The organism is Streptomyces sp. NPDC012769, assembly GCF_042901205.1.
Classification (GTDB): domain Bacteria; phylum Actinomycetota; class Actinomycetes; order Streptomycetales; family Streptomycetaceae; genus Streptomyces.
The window spans coordinates 951,941-968,303 of record NZ_JBIBCP010000001.1; the positions used below are offsets into that span (position 1 = coordinate 951,941).

General features: G+C 72.3%; 18 protein-coding genes. 13 read left to right on the plus strand and 5 right to left on the minus strand.

All coding sequences use genetic code 11. The annotated features are described in order from the left end of the window. Position 1: 1 nt before the first annotated feature. Positions 2-454: an SRPBCC family protein gene (locus ACFY7C_RS04320; RefSeq protein WP_389643491.1), complete on the plus strand. Its 453-nt coding sequence runs from the start codon at positions 2-4 to the stop codon at positions 452-454. 175 nt (positions 455-629) lie between these two features. Here the strand turns inward: ACFY7C_RS04320 and ACFY7C_RS04325 are convergent, their stop codons facing one another. Continuing rightward, positions 630-1,505, minus strand: coding sequence for a DUF1206 domain-containing protein (locus tag ACFY7C_RS04325; RefSeq protein WP_389643494.1), 876 nt, complete (start codon positions 1,503-1,505; stop codon positions 630-632). 93 nt (positions 1,506-1,598) lie between these two features. Beyond that, positions 1,599-2,876 (minus strand): geranylgeranyl reductase family protein, encoded by a 1,278-nt coding sequence (locus ACFY7C_RS04330; protein ID WP_389643497.1) that lies wholly within the window; start codon positions 2,874-2,876, stop codon positions 1,599-1,601. A gap of 370 nt (positions 2,877-3,246) precedes the next feature. Between ACFY7C_RS04330 and ACFY7C_RS04335 the strand changes: the two genes are divergently transcribed. The 4 genes from ACFY7C_RS04335 (at position 3,247) to ACFY7C_RS04350 (ending at position 5,258) form a co-directional block, all read left to right on the plus strand. Beyond that, entirely contained in the window at positions 3,247-3,666 is a 420-nt protein-coding gene (locus ACFY7C_RS04335; RefSeq protein WP_389643500.1) for a phage holin family protein, read from the plus strand. After that, positions 3,663-4,055: a DUF3618 domain-containing protein gene (locus ACFY7C_RS04340; protein WP_389643503.1), complete on the plus strand. Its 393-nt coding sequence runs from the start codon at positions 3,663-3,665 to the stop codon at positions 4,053-4,055. The genes ACFY7C_RS04335 and ACFY7C_RS04340 overlap by 4 nt, the downstream gene beginning before the upstream one ends. Before the next feature lie 10 nt (positions 4,056-4,065). Beyond that, a complete protein-coding gene (locus ACFY7C_RS04345; protein ID WP_389643506.1) occupies positions 4,066-4,332 on the plus strand; it encodes a DUF4235 domain-containing protein in 267 nt (88 codons plus the stop codon). A gap of 101 nt (positions 4,333-4,433) precedes the next feature. Beyond that, entirely contained in the window at positions 4,434-5,258 is an 825-nt protein-coding gene (locus ACFY7C_RS04350) for an SDR family oxidoreductase (protein ID WP_389643509.1), read from the plus strand. A gap of 358 nt (positions 5,259-5,616) precedes the next feature. On the opposite strand, the gene ACFY7C_RS04355 is transcribed toward ACFY7C_RS04350, so the two are convergent. Beyond that, positions 5,617-6,054 carry a MarR family transcriptional regulator gene (locus ACFY7C_RS04355; RefSeq protein ID WP_389643512.1) on the minus strand — a complete coding sequence of 146 codons (438 nt, stop codon included), beginning with the start codon at positions 6,052-6,054 and terminating at the stop codon, positions 5,617-5,619. Between the two features lie 197 nt (positions 6,055-6,251). Here ACFY7C_RS04355 and ACFY7C_RS04360 point away from each other — a divergent pair, with 197 nt between their 5' ends. The 7 genes from ACFY7C_RS04360 (at position 6,252) to ACFY7C_RS04390 (ending at position 13,422) form a co-directional block, all read left to right on the plus strand. Then, positions 6,252-7,424, plus strand: a complete 1,173-nt coding sequence (locus tag ACFY7C_RS04360; protein ID WP_389643515.1) for a PP2C family protein-serine/threonine phosphatase — start codon at positions 6,252-6,254, stop codon at positions 7,422-7,424. A gap of 133 nt (positions 7,425-7,557) precedes the next feature. Continuing rightward, positions 7,558-8,484: an STAS domain-containing protein gene (locus tag ACFY7C_RS04365; RefSeq protein ID WP_389643518.1), complete on the plus strand. Its 927-nt coding sequence runs from the start codon at positions 7,558-7,560 to the stop codon at positions 8,482-8,484. Then, positions 8,481-8,900, plus strand: a complete 420-nt coding sequence (locus tag ACFY7C_RS04370) for an STAS domain-containing protein (protein WP_389643521.1) — start codon at positions 8,481-8,483, stop codon at positions 8,898-8,900. Before ACFY7C_RS04365 ends, ACFY7C_RS04370 begins: the two co-directional genes overlap by 4 nt. Beyond that, positions 8,900-9,340 carry an anti-sigma regulatory factor gene (locus ACFY7C_RS04375; RefSeq protein ID WP_389643524.1) on the plus strand — a complete coding sequence of 147 codons (441 nt, stop codon included), beginning with the start codon at positions 8,900-8,902 and terminating at the stop codon, positions 9,338-9,340. Before ACFY7C_RS04370 ends, ACFY7C_RS04375 begins: the two co-directional genes overlap by 1 nt. Then, complete coding sequence (locus tag ACFY7C_RS04380) at positions 9,337-10,407, plus strand: SpoIIE family protein phosphatase (protein ID WP_389643527.1); 1,071 nt, start codon at positions 9,337-9,339, stop codon at positions 10,405-10,407. The genes ACFY7C_RS04375 and ACFY7C_RS04380 overlap by 4 nt, the downstream gene beginning before the upstream one ends. Next, positions 10,404-12,257, plus strand: coding sequence for a PP2C family protein-serine/threonine phosphatase (locus tag ACFY7C_RS04385; RefSeq protein WP_389643530.1), 1,854 nt, complete (start codon positions 10,404-10,406; stop codon positions 12,255-12,257). The genes ACFY7C_RS04380 and ACFY7C_RS04385 overlap by 4 nt, the downstream gene beginning before the upstream one ends. Beyond that, a complete protein-coding gene (locus ACFY7C_RS04390; RefSeq protein ID WP_389643533.1) occupies positions 12,235-13,422 on the plus strand; it encodes a PP2C family protein-serine/threonine phosphatase in 1,188 nt (395 codons plus the stop codon). The genes ACFY7C_RS04385 and ACFY7C_RS04390 overlap by 23 nt, the downstream gene beginning before the upstream one ends. A 98-nt stretch (positions 13,423-13,520) precedes the next feature. Here ACFY7C_RS04390 and ACFY7C_RS04395 read toward each other — a convergent pair whose 3' ends face one another. Together ACFY7C_RS04395 and ACFY7C_RS04400 are read right to left on the minus strand one after the other, a co-directional pair. Beyond that, positions 13,521-14,033 carry a MarR family winged helix-turn-helix transcriptional regulator gene (locus tag ACFY7C_RS04395; protein WP_389643536.1) on the minus strand — a complete coding sequence of 171 codons (513 nt, stop codon included), beginning with the start codon at positions 14,031-14,033 and terminating at the stop codon, positions 13,521-13,523. A gap of 229 nt (positions 14,034-14,262) precedes the next feature. Further along, entirely contained in the window at positions 14,263-14,619 is a 357-nt protein-coding gene (locus ACFY7C_RS04400; protein ID WP_389643539.1) for an ArsR/SmtB family transcription factor, read from the minus strand. 141 nt (positions 14,620-14,760) lie between these two features. Between ACFY7C_RS04400 and ACFY7C_RS04405 the strand changes: the two genes are divergently transcribed. Beyond that, positions 14,761-16,263 carry an MFS transporter gene (locus ACFY7C_RS04405; protein WP_389643542.1) on the plus strand — a complete coding sequence of 501 codons (1,503 nt, stop codon included), beginning with the start codon at positions 14,761-14,763 and terminating at the stop codon, positions 16,261-16,263. Positions 16,264-16,363 lie beyond the last annotated feature (100 nt).

A 16,363-nucleotide genomic window follows, 5' to 3' on the forward strand; every position in this document is an offset into this window, starting at 1 on the left:
CATGTCGAAGGTCGAGGAGTCCGTCGAGGTCGACGTGCCGGTCCGCGCCGCGTACGACCAGTGGACCCAGTTCGAGACGTTCCCGCGCTTCATGGACGGGGTGGAGCGGATCGAACAGCGCACGGACACGCTGACGCACTGGGTGACGGAGATCGGCGGTGTGCGGCGGGAGTTCGACGCCGTGGTGACCGAGCAGATCCCGGACGAGCGGGTGGCCTGGACGACGGTCGAGGGCGAGGCCCGGCAGGCGGGCGTGGTCACCTTCCACCGTCTGGGCGACGCGCGCACCAAGGTGATGCTGCAGATGGACTTCGACCCGGAGGGGCTGACCGAGAACGTCGGCGACAAGCTCGGCTTCGTCAAGCGACGGGTGACGGGCGATTTGAAGCGGTTCAAGTCCTTCATCGAGGAGCGGGGCGGCGAGGCGACGGGCGCCTGGCGCGGGGCGGTCTGAGGTCTTCCCGGCGGCTGACGTCCGGCCGAAGCCCATGCAGGGCTGACGACGTCGGGGCAGGGCTGATGTCCTGCCCCGACGGACGCCGGAAGGGGCCTGGGAGACCGGAAGCGGGAGCCGCACGCCGGAAGCGGGGCCCGGGACCCCGGAAGCGGCGCCGGGCCGGGCCCGCGGGTCACATCTTGCGCCACTTGGCCTGGCCCAGGGAGAACAGCCCGAACAGCACGAGTCCCACGGCGACCGCGACCAGGAGCCACGGCCCGGCCGGCGTCTGCGCGAAGGAGCGGAGGGCGTCGTCGACGCCCTTCGCCTGCTGAGGGTCGAACGTGATCGCCGCCTTGAGGCCGAAGAAGCCGACCGCGGCGAAGACCAGTCCGCGCCCGACCCCTCCCGCGACGCCGGTGACGTTCATGAAGCGGCGCTGGAGCCGCGTCATCCCTCCCCATGTCAGACGCTCGCGGAACTTCCGCAGCACGGCCGCGCCCGCGATGCACACTCCGGCGACGATCAGCCCGACGGCGACCGCGCCGACCCACCATTGTCCTCCCGGCAGTGCGAGCAGCCGGCCGGTGATGTCCTCGCTCTGCCGGTCGGTCGAGCCCGCGCCGCTGCCCCGCTCCCCCACCGCGAAGGTCAGCACGAGGAAGGCCACGACCGCGTAGAAGACGCAGCGGGCGGCCGACGCGGCGCGCCGGGTCGCCCGGTCGCCCTTCGGGCCGGCGGCGCCGAAGAGTGCCTCGGTGAGCCGCCACAGGGCCATGCCGGCGAGCCCGAGGCCGAGGGCCCACAGCATGACCGCTCCGAAGGGGGTCGAGGCGACCTCGGCCAGGGCCCCGCCCCGGTCGGCCTGCTCCTTCGTCCCCGACAGTCCGATCCGCACGGCCAGCGCGCCGACCAGCAGATAGAGCACGCCGCGCGCGACGAAACCCATGCGGGCGGCCGCCCGTACGGCGGTCCCGCGGGCGTCCGCTCCGTCGACCGGGACGAACGAGCCCGTCGGACCCGTCGGACCCGTCGAGCCGGTCGGGCCGGTCGAGCCAGTGGATGTCATGTCCGCTCTCCCCTCGTAGGCACCCATCCGGGTGCCCCGTCTCTCCGCGCCGAACCACCCGTGGCGAAGGGAAGAGGACCGGCCTCCTAAGGCTCAGGCCGCGGGGACCGCCCGCTGGAGGGCGGTGATGACGCGGTCCAGCGCGTCCGGGCTTTGCGGGTCCGTGAGGTTGGACCAGAGTTTGAACATGAAGCGCCGCAGAACGGGCCGCTGGAGGCTCCGGGTGGCGACGAGCTTCATCACCCGGGGGTGGTTCAGGGCCTGCACGACGAGCCGCCCGACCGTGAAGTAGCGCCCGTACGCCTCACGGATGGCCTCCGGGTAGCGGAGCAGTACCTCCTCGCGGGCGTGAGCGGTGGGGCGCGCGACGGCGCGGGTGACCGTCTCGGCGGTCAGGCGGCCCGACTCCATCGCGTAGTCGATGCCCTCGCCGCTGAGCGGGTTGATCATTCCCCCGGCGTCACCGGTCAGGATCAGACCGCGGGTGTACTGCGGGCGCCGGGTGAGCCCGGCTGGGAGCGGCGCACCGCGCAGCGGGGTGGTGGCGTGGTCCTCGTCGAAGTGCCAGGCCGAGGGAAGGCGGGCGGTCCATTCCCGGAAGAGCTCGCGGTGGTTCACGTCGGGCGCCCGTCCGATGTGGAACGTGCCGAGGCCCACGTTGAAGGCGCCGTCACCGACGGGGAAGATCCATCCGTAGCCGAACGGCATGTACGTCCTGCCGCGGCTGTCGCGGGTCTCCAGGTCGAGCCATGCCTCCAGGTAGTCCCGGTTGCGGTGCGGCGCCGCGTAGTAGCGGCGCACGGCCACGCCCATGGGCCGGTCCCTGCGCTGGTGGAGGCCGAGGGCCACGGCGAGCCGGCTGGAGGCGCCGTCGGCGGCGACCACCAGCGGGGCCCGGTAGGTGTACGAGGCGTCACCGCGCCGTGCCGTCACGCCGGTGACACGGCCGGTGGCCGCGTCCACGACCGGTTCGGTGACCTGGGTTCCTTCGAGCAGGCGCGCGCCGGCGGCCACGGCCGTGCGGGCGAGCAGATGGTCGAAGTCCGTCCGGGCCCGTACCAGCCCGTAGTCGGGGTACGACGCCACGGCGGGCCAGGGCATCTCCACCGTCGTGCCGGAGCCGTGGGCGCGCAGGCCCCGGGTTCTGACCCAGTCGTCCCCCGAGACGTCGACGCCCATGCCGACGAGTTCCCTCACCGCGCGCGGGGTGAGTCCGTCTCCGCAGATCTTGTCCCGGGGAAGGGTGGCCTTCTCCAGGAGCAGGACGTCGTGGCCCTCCCGCGCCAGGTGGTACGCGGCGCTGCAGCCGGCGGGGCCTGCGCCGACGACGATGACGTCCGCCGAGTCGTGGTGGGGAGACAGGTCGTCCATGGGATGTGTTCCTCTGCTGGGGCCGGAGGGGGTGGGCGGAAGGGCGGCGTCCCATCCGTACCCACGGCCCCGTGGTTTCGATCACCTCTCCCCGAGGTTCTCCCCCGACCGCCGTCGCGCCACCGGTTTCGCGGCGAAACCCTTCCCGTACGTGCCGGGGGCCGTGAGCGGGCCGGTTCGGGGTAGTCGAGGGCTGTGAGGGCGGCCGGGACCTGCTCCTGGCGGCACGGATCGAGAGGCGCGGGAGGTGAGCGCCATGGCGAGCACACGGACGGATGTCACCGCGGTCGCCCGGGATCACGGTGATCACGGTCAAGGTCACGGTCCCGGTCACGGTCGGATCGCCGGCCGGGCCGCGGGCAGGCGGCCGATGAAGGAACCCCTGACTCAACCGGTCAGGGAACCCGCGAGGGAACCGGTGGGCGAGCTGGTCCAGCGGGCGTCGCAGCAGCTGAGCGAGCTGGTGCGCGGGGAAGTCCGGCTGGCGCAGGCCGAGATGAAGGAGAAGAGCAAACGCTACGGCAAGGGCGGCGGCCTCTTCGGCGGCGCCGGGGTCGTGGGGTTCCTGATGCTCCAGGCGCTGGTGGCCACCGCGATCGCCGCCCTGGCGATACCGCTGCCGGTGTGGGCGGCCGCCCTGATCGTCAGTGCCGTGCTCGGTCTGATCGCCGCCGTCATGGCGCTGACCGGCAAGAAGGAGATCGACCGGGCGGCGCCCCTCGCGCCCGAGCAGACCATCGAGAACGTCAAGGCCGACATGGCCCGGATCAAGGAGAGTGCGCACCGATGAACCGTCCTTCGCAGGACAAGCGGACCGACACCGGTCCCGAGGAGCTGCGCGAACAGGTCGAGCGGACCCGTGCCGAGCTCGGGCGGACCGTGGCGGCGCTCGTGGCCCAGGCCGATGTCAAGGCCCGGGTGAAGGAGAAGGCCGCCGAGGTGAAGGAGGAGGCGTCGGTCCGGGCCGACGAGGTCAGGGCCAAGGCCGCCGGTCTGGCACACCGGGCGCAGGAGAAGCTGCCGCCGGTCAGGGACACCGCGAACCACGCCGCCGTGGAGGCCCGGGCCCAGGCCGCCCGGGGCACCAGGGCGGCGCGCGACCACCGGAAGCTGGTGTTCGCGGCGGCCGTCGCCGGTGCCGTCGTGCTGTGGCGGGTCCTCCGCCGCGGGAAGGGGTGAGGTGAGCCGGATGAAGGCAGGAAAGGTCGCCTACAAGCCGGTCGGCCTGGCGCTGGGCGCGGTCAGCGGTCTGGTCGCCGGAACGCTGTTCAAGCAGGCGTGGAAGGTGTTCGACGACAGCGGTGACGCCCCGGACGCCACCGACGAGGACCGGACCTGGAAGGAAGTGCTGATCGCGGCCGCGCTGCAGGGCGCGATCTTCGCCGCGGTGAAGGCAGCCGTCGACCGCGCCGGCGCCACCGCCACCCGCCGGGTGACCGGCACCTGGCCCGGCTGACCTTCGTCGTCCACGACCCCGGGCCGGACCGGTACCAGCCCCGGCCCGGGGGCGGTGGAACGCACCCGTTCGCCCGAGGGGCATCCGCTACCGTCGGGGGCATGACGGTGCTGATCATCGGAGCGAGCGGGTTCCTGGGAACCGAGCTGGTGCGTCAGGGGAGTTGCGCGGGTCGTGTGACGGCCGCGACGTACCGCTCCCGGCCCGGCGAAGCGCCCGGCACCTCGTGGCACCGGCTGGACCTCCGCGATCCTCATCGCCTCGACACGGTCATCGAGACGGTGGCCCCCCGCACGGTGATCAACGCGTCCAGCGGCGGCGCCGACTGGGCGGCCACCGCCGACGGCTCCGTGCGGCTGGCCGAGGCGACGGCGAGGAGGGGCATCCGTCTGGTGCACGTCTCGAGCGACGCCGTCTTCTCCGGGACCCACGTCCGATACGACGAGACGGCGCTTCCCGATCCGGTGACTCCGTACGGGGCCGCGAAGGCGACCGCCGAGACGGCCGTACGTCTCCTCCACCCGGCCGCGGTCGTCGCCCGCACCTCGCTCATCATCGGCGACGGCACGTCAGCCCACGAACGCCTCGTGCACCGACTCGCCTCCGGCGAGCGGGACGGCGCCCTCTTCACGGACGACATCCGCTGCCCCGTCCATGTCACCGACCTCGCCGCCGCCCTCTGGGAACTGGCGGTGTCCGACGCGACCGGCGTCTTCCATCTCGCCGGCCCCGACGCCCTCAGCCGCTACGCCCTCGGCGTCCTCATCGCCCGCCGCGACGGCATCGCCCCCTCCCTCCTCCCCACCGCCCGCCGCGCGGACTCCCACCTGCCGGGCGCCCTCGACGTACGTCTCGACTGCCACACCACGCAACGACGGCTGCGCACCCGACTCCGCGGGGCCAGGGAGTTCCTGGAGACCGTCTGAGTTCAGCGCACCGGAGTGGCGGCCCAGTGGAAATGCCGGGCCCCGCGCCGCCCGCCGGGCCCGGCGTCCCCCCGCCTGGCCCGGCGTCCCGCGTGCCGCCGGCGCGCCTGTTCACCCCTTCGGAGAGACACCCCGCACAACCAGGGAAGATCGCGCGACTTACGGGGTACGTGCCTTCAGGCAAGGGGCGACGCCCAAGAACTGTTGTCGTTTGACAACAATAGCCGGGAGGCAACAAAGTAGCCATGTCGGAAGTGAGCGGGGAAGGACCACGAATGCTCCGGTGGACGGAGACCGCTCGGTGTACTGGCGGCCGGCACCGAAGGGTGACAGCGGCTACCGGTGCCGCGACGGCGGGTCAGGCGGTCCGGCTGCCGGAACCCACGGCGTCGTCGTCGTGTATCTGCGTCGCCGCGGTGACGCAGAACGCCTCCAGGCCCTCCAGCAGCGCGACGCGCTTGACGGCCGGCATGTCCGCCAGCACCTTCCGCAGCTCCTGCTCCCTGCGGGCGCGCAGGTCGGCGAGGAAGACGCGGCCCCGGCCGCTCAGGTGCAGGCGCACCTCGCGCCTGTCTTCCGTGCCCATCACCCGCTCGACGAACCCGGCCGCCTGCAGCCGGTCGCACAGCCGGCTGGTCGACGGCGGGCTGGAGGCGAGGGACTCCGCGAGGGTGCGCAGGTTGATGCCGTCGTGGTGCTCGAGGATGTGCAGCACGCGCAGCTGGGACGCCGAGGTGGGAGCGGTCGACGCCCGGCCCCACACGACCTCCAGCAACTCGACGGCCGTGGTGGTCACACGTGCGACCTCATCGGGCTCGGGGCGGCGGAAGGCAGTCACGGTCACACTCTCACAGGCACTGGGGTGCCTGTCAGCGTACTAGGTGTGCGCGCAGGTTACAGATGGATCGGGCGACCGACGCGGCGCGCCCGGGGGCTGGGGCTCCCGGGCGGGTCACGCGCGTCGTCCGACGGAAGATCGGTGGTATTCCCCTCATGAAGAGATTCATCGCCGCTGAGCGCGCTCTGCGCACAGCGGCTCCCCACGAGTTGCTCGACGCCATCCGAGCCGTACTGATCGAGCAGTACGGCGCGGAGGACGTCGAGCTGTTCATGGCCGATTACGGCCTGACCGTGCTTCAGCCGGTGTCGGTGCTGCCGCACACCCTGGAACCGGTCTCGGTGCACAACAGCCCGGTCGGCCGCGCCTTCGGCTCGCAGGAGCCGTACTGCGAGGAGAGACGCGACGGCCGCGCGTGTCTGTATCTGCCGGTGACCGTCCGCGGTGACCGGCTCGGGGTGCTGGCCGTCACCCTTCCCGAGTGTGCCACCGCACGCCGGTGGCAGCCCGAGCTGGCCGAGATCGCCGAAGTGCTGGGGCACGAGGTGATCGTCGCCGAGCGCGACACCGATCTGTACCTCCAGGCGCGGCGCAAGGACCGGCTCACGCTGGCCGCCGAGATGCAGTGGCAGCTGCTGCCCGGCCGCTCCTGCTCCCGCCCCGAGTACGAGCTCGGAGCCCAGCTGGAGCCGGCCTACGCGATCTTCGGCGACAACTTCGACTGGTCCGCCACCGCCGACCACCTGATGCTCTACGTCACCAACGGCATGGGCGAGGGCATAGAGGCGTCCCTGCTGACCAACCTGGCGATCAACGCGCTGCGCAACGCCCGGCGGGCCGGCATCTCCATCGCCGACCAGGCGGCCCTGGCCGACCAGGCCGTGTACGCCCACTATCAGGGGCGCTGCTATCTGTCGGTCCTCATGTTCGACTTCGATCTGGCGACCGGCCGCGCCAGGGTCGTCGACGCGGGATCCCCTCAACTGCTGCGGCTGCGCGACGGCGTGGTGGAGCGGGTGAACTTCGACGCACAGCTCCCCCTGGGCATGTTCGAGGAGACCGACTACGCGGCCCAGGACTTCCACGTCGAGCCCGGCGACCGGCTCGTCTTCGTCAGCGACGGCGTCCACGCCGTGGCCTCCCCGAAGGGCGAGGCGTACGGGGACGCGGCCCTCGCCCGGGCCATCCAGGCCACCCGCCTGCTGCCCGCCGCCGAGGTGCCGCGCGCCATTCTGCGGGAACTGACGGGCCACCGCGGCGGACCCGTACCGGACGACGACGCCCTGGTCGTGTGCCTGGACTGGCACGGCAGACCGGCCGGTGAATGACCGGCGGGGCGGCCCGATTGTGTCGATCGCGTGTTGTTCGGCCCGTACCGCCCACGCTAACGTTTGTCATGTAGCAATAATTGCCTGCTGGCTCGCCGTCCGGCCGGCCGCAGACGCTCGTAGCAGGGAGACGATGCAGGTGGCGGAGTACGACACGGCCCCCGAGGTGACGGAGAAACTGGCCGGCTTTCTGACCGCGCGCCGCGAGCAGATCGCCCAGAGGTGGGCGGACGCCACCTTGTTCCGTACGGTCTTCACCGTCTCACGGGACGAGGCGGTCGAGGCCTGCAAGGCCGTCGTGGACGCCCTGGCCGACGTGGCGCGCACCGGACGCCTCGAGGACCTCGACGCTCCCGGCTTCGCCACCGTACGGGACCAGCTCGGCCGGATGTCCGCGTCCAGGTCCCAGGCCGGGTACAGCCCGTCGCAGATCGCCGACGAGGTGGCGGGCCTGCGCGCGCCGGCCGCCGCGCTGCTGCGAGCCGACTTCGGGACCCCGGCCGACACCGCGGGCACCGCGGGCGGGACCGGCACGACCGGCGCGACCGACTGTGTGCTCGCGCTGACGGTCCTGATGGGCACCCTGCGCCTGGTGGTCATGCAGACGACGGTCAGCGCCGGTGAGGAACTCATCGCGCGGCAGCGGGAGCAACTGCTCGAGGTGGCCACCCCGGTCATCAAGCTGTGGGAGGGCGTCGTCGCCGTCCCGCTGATCGGCACCCTGGACAGCGCCCGCAGCCAGGTCGTGATGGAGAACCTGCTGGAAGCGATCGTCGACCAGCGGGCCCGGTACGCCATCCTCGACATCACCGGCGTGCCGACCGTCGACTCGCTCGTGGCCCAGCACCTGATGAAGACCGTCGCGGCGGCCCGGCTGATGGGTGCGGAGTGCGTCGTCTCCGGCATCCGTCCGGCGATCGCGCAGACCATCGTCCAACTCGGCATCGACCTCGGGTCGATCCTCACCCGGGCCAGCCTGGCCGACGCCCTGGCGTACGCGCTCACCGAGCAGGGCATCGTGGTCTCCGCCCGCCCGGCCGCCGGAGCGAACGCGCGGTGACCGGCTTCTCCGCCTCCCGCCCCGGGACCGTGCCGGTCCTGGCGCTCGGAGACGTCCTGCTGGTCACCCTGCAGGGAGAGTTGCACGACTCGGTGGCCGCACGGCTCCAGGAGGACATCGCCCAGGCCATCGCGACCAGCCCGGCGCCGGTGCGCGGTGTGGTGATCGACATCTCCGGAGTGGAGATCGTCGACTCGTTCCTCGGCCGGATCCTGGCCGAGATCGGCTCGAGCGCGCGCCTGTTGGCCACCCGGACGGTGCTGGCCGGCATGCGCCCCGCCGTGGCGATCACCCTGGTCGAGCTGGGTCTCACGCTGCCCGGCCTGGTCACGGCACTGGACGTCGACAGGGCGCTGTCCCTGTTGGGACGCGCCCCTGCGGGGGCCCCACCCGCTCAGCAGGAGGAGGGTGCGTGATGCATGCCTCACTCGTCTCGACGACGCTGCCGATCGGCTCGGACGCGGATCTCGCCTGGGTACGTCAGCAGGTGCGGCAGGCCGCTGCCGGTCTCGGCTTCAGCCTGGTCCAGCAGACCAAGGTGGTCACCGCGGCCAGTGAACTGGCCCGGAACACCCTCGTGCACGGCGGCGGGGGGCATGTGCAGATGACGGTGCTCGAGGAGGCGAGCCGTCGCGGGCTGCGGCTGTCCTTCGTGGACACCGGTCCGGGCATCCGGGACATCGAGCTGGCCATGACCGACGGCTACACCTCCGGCGGCGGGCTCGGCCTGGGCCTGAGCGGGGCCAAGCGGCTCGTCCAGGAGTTCGCCCTCGACAGCCGCCCCGGGCACGGCACCACCGTCACCGTCACCGACTGGTCCTCCGCCGTCCCCTCACCCCGCACGGGTGCGCCGTGAGCAGGGTCTGGGACATCCCGGTCCAGGACAGCACCCGGGTCCGGGACGTCCGCGTGGCCGCGGAAGCCGCCTGCGCCACCCTGGGGCTCGACGCGCACGCCACCGCCGTCGCGGCGCTGGTGGCCACCGAGTTGGCGACCAACCTCGTCAAGCACGCCAAGGGCGGCCGCATCGTCATCAATCTGGTGGGTGCCTCCGACACCCGGGTGCGGGACGCCCTCGGCGTACAGATCACCTCGCTCGATCACGGGCCGGGCATCGCCGACGTCGCGGTGGCGCTGCGGGACGGCTACACGAGCGTGTCGTCCTCCCTCGGCGCGGGGCTCGGCACCTGCCTGCGCATATCCAGCGACTTCGATCTGTACAGCCGGCCGGGCCGGGGCACGGTCGCCGTGGCGCGTATCGGCCCGTCCCGGCCGGCGGCCGCCCCGTACCAGCGGCCGGCCTCCGCCACCGGCGTCCGGGCGGGAGGGATCAACGCCTCCCTCGCCCACGCCGAGCATTCCGGCGACGCCTTCGGCTGGGTGCGCTCCGGACCACGGGTCACGCTGATGCTCGCCGACGGCCTCGGCCACGGCGCGAAGGCGGCCGCGGCGTCCACCGCCGCCGTCGAGGAGCTGCGCCGGAAGGCGGATCTGGAGCCGGTGGACCTCCTGCGACAGCTGCATGCCGCCTTGCGGTCCACGCGCGGCGCGGCCGTCGCCGTCGCGCAGTTCGACGAGAGCACACGGCGGCTGTCGTTCGCCGGCGTCGGCAACATCGGGGCCCGGCTGCGCACCGACGACGGGTGGCAGCACCTCATATCCCACCCGGGCATCGTCGGAGCCCACTTCCCCGCCACCGTGCCCGTGCACCGGTCGCCCTGGCGGTCGGACAGTCTTCTCGTCCTGCACAGCGACGGGCTCCCCAGCCGCTGGGAGCCTCCGCGGGACCCCCTGTCCCTCACGCGCGACCCGGCCGTGGTGGCCGCGGTCATCCTGCGGGACGCGGGCAGCGCCGCGAGCCCGCTCCGCGACGACACCAGCGTGGCCGTACTGGCCCCCGACTTCCCGGACGGACGTCCATGACCGAGTCCCTCGGCGTCTGGAGGATCGCGTCGACCGCCGACGCGGCCCAGGCCCGTGCCGCCGTCGACCGCGTCGCCACGGACGGAGCGGCGCCGGCCCTGGAACGAGCCCGCCTGCTCGCCTCGCTGACGGCGCGACTGCGCCGCTGTCTCGGCCGGGGCGCCGCGTGGGAACTCCACCTGGAGTTCCGGCGGACCCCGGCGGAGCACGGCGGCCGGCTCGACGTCTCGCTGCGGCCGGCCGACCCGTCCACACCGGGGCCGACGGCCGAGGCGCCCCTCGGCTGTGACCTGCCCCGCCGGCCCGCGCGGCCGAGCCGATCCGCCGGCCTCCCGCTGCCCGAGGCCCTCCTGCGCGCCGACGAGAACACCGCGACCGTCCTCGGCCTCCTGGACGAACAGCAGAAGCTGGTCGAGATGCACCGGGAGGAGCTGCACCAGACCAACCAGGGCGTGCTGGCGCTGCATGCCGACCTGGAGGCCGCCGCCCTCGCCCAGCGCGAACTGCTCCGGGCCGAGCGGAGCGCGCGCGCCGAGGCCGAGCGGGCGCGGCGCCTGCTGACCTTCCTCGGCGACGCCAGCGCCGCCATCACGTCCTCCCTCAGCCACACGGACATCGTGCGCCGTCTCACCGATCTGCTGATGCCCGACTTCGCGCAGCGGCTCGACGTGTGGCTCTTCGACGAGGAGAACGACGACGAGCACACCGGCACCGTACGGGAGCACACGGCGGCCGCGGTCGTCGCCGCCCGCACGGGCCGCCCCCAGTACGCCTCCGCCCACCCCGGCAACCTGCCGGGCATCGGGGACCTGCCGCCCTCCGCGCTGTCCCCGACGCGCCCCGTCCTGGCGATCCCCCTCCGGGCCCGCCGCCTCGTAGGTGTCCTCACCCTGACCGCCCCCGACTCCGCTCCCGGCTTCGACGCGGACACCTCCGTCATGCTGGTCGAACTCGCCCGCCGGGTGAGCGTCGCGCTGGAGAACGCCCGCCGTTACGAGCAGTACCGCGACACCGCCGAGACCCTCCAGCGCGCCCAGCTCACCGATCTGCCGAAGCCGCCGGGCATGCGGCTGGCGGCGCGCTATCTTCCCGCCAGTCAGGGCATGAACATCGGCGGCGACTGGTACGACGCCTTCCACCAGCCCGACGGCAGTCTGCTCGCCGTCATAGGGGACGTCACCGGCCACGGCCTGCACGCCGCCGTCGTCATGGGCCAGTTGCGTACGGCCTTGCGCGCCTACGCCGTCGAGGACAACAGCCCCGCCGACATCCTCACGAAACTGCACCACATGCTCCGGCATCTGCAGCCCGAGTTGTACGCCACCGCGATCGTCGCCCGTTTCCGCCCCGGCGAGCGACAGGTGGTGTGGGCGTCGGCCGGCCATCCCCCCGCCGTCGTGCGCGGCGCCGACGGCACCGTACGGACCCTGGACGCCAAACCGGGCGTGATGCTGGGCATCCCGATCCCGTGTACGTACACGGATCACGTCGACGACCTGACGCCCGGCTCCTCGCTCGTGCTGTACACCGACGGTCTCGTGGAGCGGCGGAGGCAGGGCATCGACCCGGGTATCGAGCGGCTGGTCCAGGCCCTGGGCACGCTGAGCACGCCCGAACTGGAGCAGGATCCGGACGCCGCCGCCGACGCCCTGCTCAAGCCTCTTCTGCACGACTCCGAACACGACGACGACGTCTGTCTGCTGCTCTGCCACGTCATGACGCCCACGGAGCGGGAACCGGACGGGGAGCCGAACCGGTCGGGCCCCCGTTCCGCACCTGCGGAAACCGGCCCCTCTCGGGGTAGCGTGGAGTCCACGAGGCGAGAGGGTGGATGCCGTGAAAGCCCCTGAACCACTCACGTCCGCGGAGGCGCAGCTGCGCGCGGCCCCGCCGCACGCCCTGGTCGCCACCGCCCGGCGGCTCCTCGCCGAGCGCGTCGGTGCCCTGGAGGTGACGCTCCTCCTCGCGGACTACGGCCTGACCGTCCTGCAGCCGGTTTCCCATCTGCCGTACACCGGCACCCCGGTTCCCGCCCACGACGGGCCCGCGGGCACCGCCTTCATCAACCAGAGCCCGGTCATCGAGGTGCTGCGCGAGCCGGCCGGCCACCGCGTGCACCTCCCGCTCACGGTGCGCGGCGACCGCCTCGGCATCCTGTCCGTACGGCTGCCCGCGGGGGCCGCGGACCCGGAGACCGTGCTCCGGCTCGGGGACTTCGCCACCGCTCTCGGCCACGAGGTCTCCACCGCCGACCGTGACACCGACCTCTACCTCCAGGCCCGCCGCACCCGTCGCCTCACCCTGGCCGCCGAGATGCAGTGGCAGCTGCTGCCCGGTCGCGGCTGCGCCCGCGAGGAGTACGTCATCGGCGCCCATCTGGAGCCGGCCTATGCCATCGGCGGGGACAACTTCGACTGGTCCACGAGCGCCGACCACCTGATCCTCACCGTCACCGACGGCATGGGGCAGGGCATCGACGCGTCCCTGCTCACCGGTCTCACCGTCGGCGCGCTGCGCAACGCCCGGCGGGCCGGCATCAGCCTGACCGACCAGGCGTGCCTCGCCGACCAGGCCGTCTTCGCCCAGTACGGCGGGAAGGTGTACGCCTCCACGCTGCTGCTGGACTTCGACCTCACCGACGGCACGGTGCAGGCGGTCGACGCCGGCTCCCCGCAGCTGTTCCGCCAGCGAGCCGGCCACACGGAACGGATCGAGCTGGAGGCGCAACTGCCGCTCGGCATGTTCGAGGAGACGCTCTACACGCAGCAGACCTTCCGGGTGGAACCCGGCGACCGGCTCATCGTGGTCAGCACCGGGGTGCACGGCACCCGCTCGGCGGCGGGAGACCTCTTCGGCGAACAGGCCCTGCGCCAGGTCCTCAGTGCCACACGGCCCGCGCCCCCGCACGAGACGGCGCGCTCGGTCGTCGCCGGGCTGATCGAGCACTACGGCAGCAGGCAGCTCATGTCCGACGCCGCGGTGGTCTGCCTGGACTGGAGGGGCCGCCGAACCTGACCTGACCGTCGGGCGGACAGGGCTCCGGACTCGGGGTTTTGGACTCGGGGTTTTGGACTCGGGGCTCGACCCAGCGTTCCGGACTCGGGGCTCCGGCCTCAGGGTTCGGGTTTCCGGGCCCCCGGTTCCCCGGGTCCGCGGGCCTGTGCCGCCAGAAAGCCCCGCATGCCGTGGAGCAGTGCCTCCCGCTCCGCCGCCCCCATGGCGGCGAGTACGGCGCTCAGGGCGTCGGACCGGCGGGACGCCACCTCGTCCAGAACCAGCCGTCCCTGTCCCGTGAGGTTCAACCGCACTTCCCGCCGCTTGTGGGGGTGCAGTCCCCGCTCCAGCAGACCGGCCGCCTCCAGCCGGTCGCACAGCCGGCTGGCGGTGGGAAGCCCTATCTCCATGCCTTCGGCGAGAGCGGTCAGATTGAGCCCCGGCTCCGACTCGAGGAGTCGCAGGGCCCGCAGTTGGTGCGGCGACAGCCGCAGATTCGCTCCCTGAGCCGCCACCGTCCAGAGGTCCGCGAGGCTGTCCACGGCATCGGCGATCGCCAGCGCGAGGGACTGGGGATCGACGCCCGTCCCACCTGCCTGGTCGTCGTCCCCGGAGCCGCTGAGCCGAGTCACGAACACATCGCTTTCAGTAATGGCCTGCTCATACCGATACCACCCTTATTCAAGCGCGGTACCCGAACAGATGCCGGGCAAGCACCGCCGGCCGGGCCATCGTAGGACTCAGTGAGGGGGAGGACACCCTGGTCCGCGCGGCGCCGGCCGAAGCGACCGGACAGGCTCCGCCTACCCGGACTTCCGCTGTCGTACCCGCCCGCCCGGCACCGGTATGTATAGGGGCGGTTCAGCTGCCGGAGCCCGAAGGGGCACCGGTCGATCCCGCGGCTTCGTCACTCAGGGCGCCGGCCAGAATGGCGTCGAGCAGCCCTGGATAGCGGGCGTCGAGGTCCTCGCGGCGCAGGGAGAGGAGGTTCTCCCTGCCGGAGGGGTGCTGCCAGATGACGCCGCTGTCCCTCAGCACCCGCCAATGGTGCGTCATGGTCGACTTGGCCGTCACGCCCAGGACATTCAGGACGCTGCCGCAGTTGTGCTCTCCGCCGGCGTCGAGCACGCGGACGACACCGAGCCGTACCGGACTGCCGAGCGCGGACAGGACGCTCTCGATCCGGATCTGATCGCGGTCTGGGTGACGCAGGCTCATTGTTCCACTGTACTGCGACAGTCCGACGGGCGACCCGCACACTCCAATTGTACTAACGTTGCCGAACAATCGAACCGTACGTAAGAATACGAACAGTCGTGACCCACCCCCGCACCCGAACCCACGAAGGGGCGCTTCAACATGTCCACCTCATCCGCGTCGCGCCGAGAGACCTCGGGCGGCGCCACGCGCCAATCGGTCTGGATCCTGGCGCTGCTGGCCCTGGCGCAGCTGGTCTACGCGCTCGACCTCAACATCGTGTTCGTCGCACTCCCCGAGATCGGCTCGGACTTAGGCTTCCCCGGCCAGACCCAGCAGCTGGTGGTCAGCGCGTACGTCGTCTTCGCGGGCGGCTTCCTGCTGTTCGGCGGTCGCGCGGCCGACCTCCTGGGCCGCCGCCGGATGTTCGTCCTCGCCCTCGCGCTGTACGCGGCATCCTCGCTGGCGGGCGGACTGGCCGGAAGCCCCGCCGTCATCATCGTCGCCCGCGCGATCCAGGGAATCGGCGGCGCGCTGCTCCTGCCTTCCACCCTTTCCCTGATCAGCACCCTTTTCGAGGAGGGCCCCAGGCGGAACCGGGCGCTCGCGGTCTGGGGCGGCGCCGGAGCCAGCGGCCTGACCCTCGGCGCTCTGCTCGGCGGTGTCCTCACGGAGAGCTTCGGCTGGCCCGCGGTCTTCTACGTCAACGTCCCCATCGCCGGACTCATCGCCCTGGCCGCCCTGTTCGTCATCCCGCGCGACCCGGCCCGCGGTGAGCGCCGCGCGTTCGACCTCCCGGGATCGCTCAGCGTCACCGCCGGAGCCACCCTCCTGGTCTTCGCCCTCGTCGAGGGCCCCGAACTCGGCTGGGGCAGCCCGCTGGTGATCGGCGCCCTCGTCGTCGCCGTCCTCGTGCTGATGGTCTTCGCGGTCGTCGAGGCGCGCAGCGCCGACCCGTTGATGCCGTTCCGGCTGTTCCGCAACCGCAGCCTCACCGTCGGCATGGCCGTCACCTTCCTCTACATGGCGACCTTCGGCGTCCTGCCGTACTTCCTCACCGTCCTGATGCACAGCGTCCACGGCTACAGTGCCTTGGAGACCGGCCTCGCCTTCCTGATCCCCTCCGTCGCCATCGCCATCGGCACACAGCTCGGCGAACGATTCGCCGGCCGCTTCGGCACCCGTACGACATTGATCACCGGTTTCGCCATCGGCGCGATCGGCACGGCCGGCCTCGCCCTCGGCTTCGACGCGGACGCGGGCTACGGCCTGCTGGCGCCCGGGCTCGTCGTGTCCGGCGTCGGCCAGGGCATCGTCTGGACCGCGATGTGGATCGCGGCCGCCACCGGCACCGCGCCCGAGGAGCAGGGTGTCGCCAACGGCATCGCCTCCACCGCCCTCAACATCGGCAACGCCATCGGTCTCGCGGTGTTCACCGTCCTCGCCGACATCGGCACCGAGGGCAAGACCGGCGCGGCGCTGCGGACCGCCACCGCCGAGGGCGAGTTCCTCGTCGTCCTGCTCACCGCCGCCGGCATGGCCGTCGGCCTGCTCGTGACGCTCGCCCTGCGCCGGAGCGATCCCACCACGATCGCGTCGACGTCGACGTCGGAGGCGACGGCGACGCCGGCATCGGGGAGCGACGACGCCCTGCTGACCCGCTGACCCGCTGACCCGCTGACCCGCTGACCACCGAAGGCTAGATGAACATGATTATCGTCCGCTAGTGTGTGCCCGCTCGTGCCGGGTGATCCCCGGTGCGGGC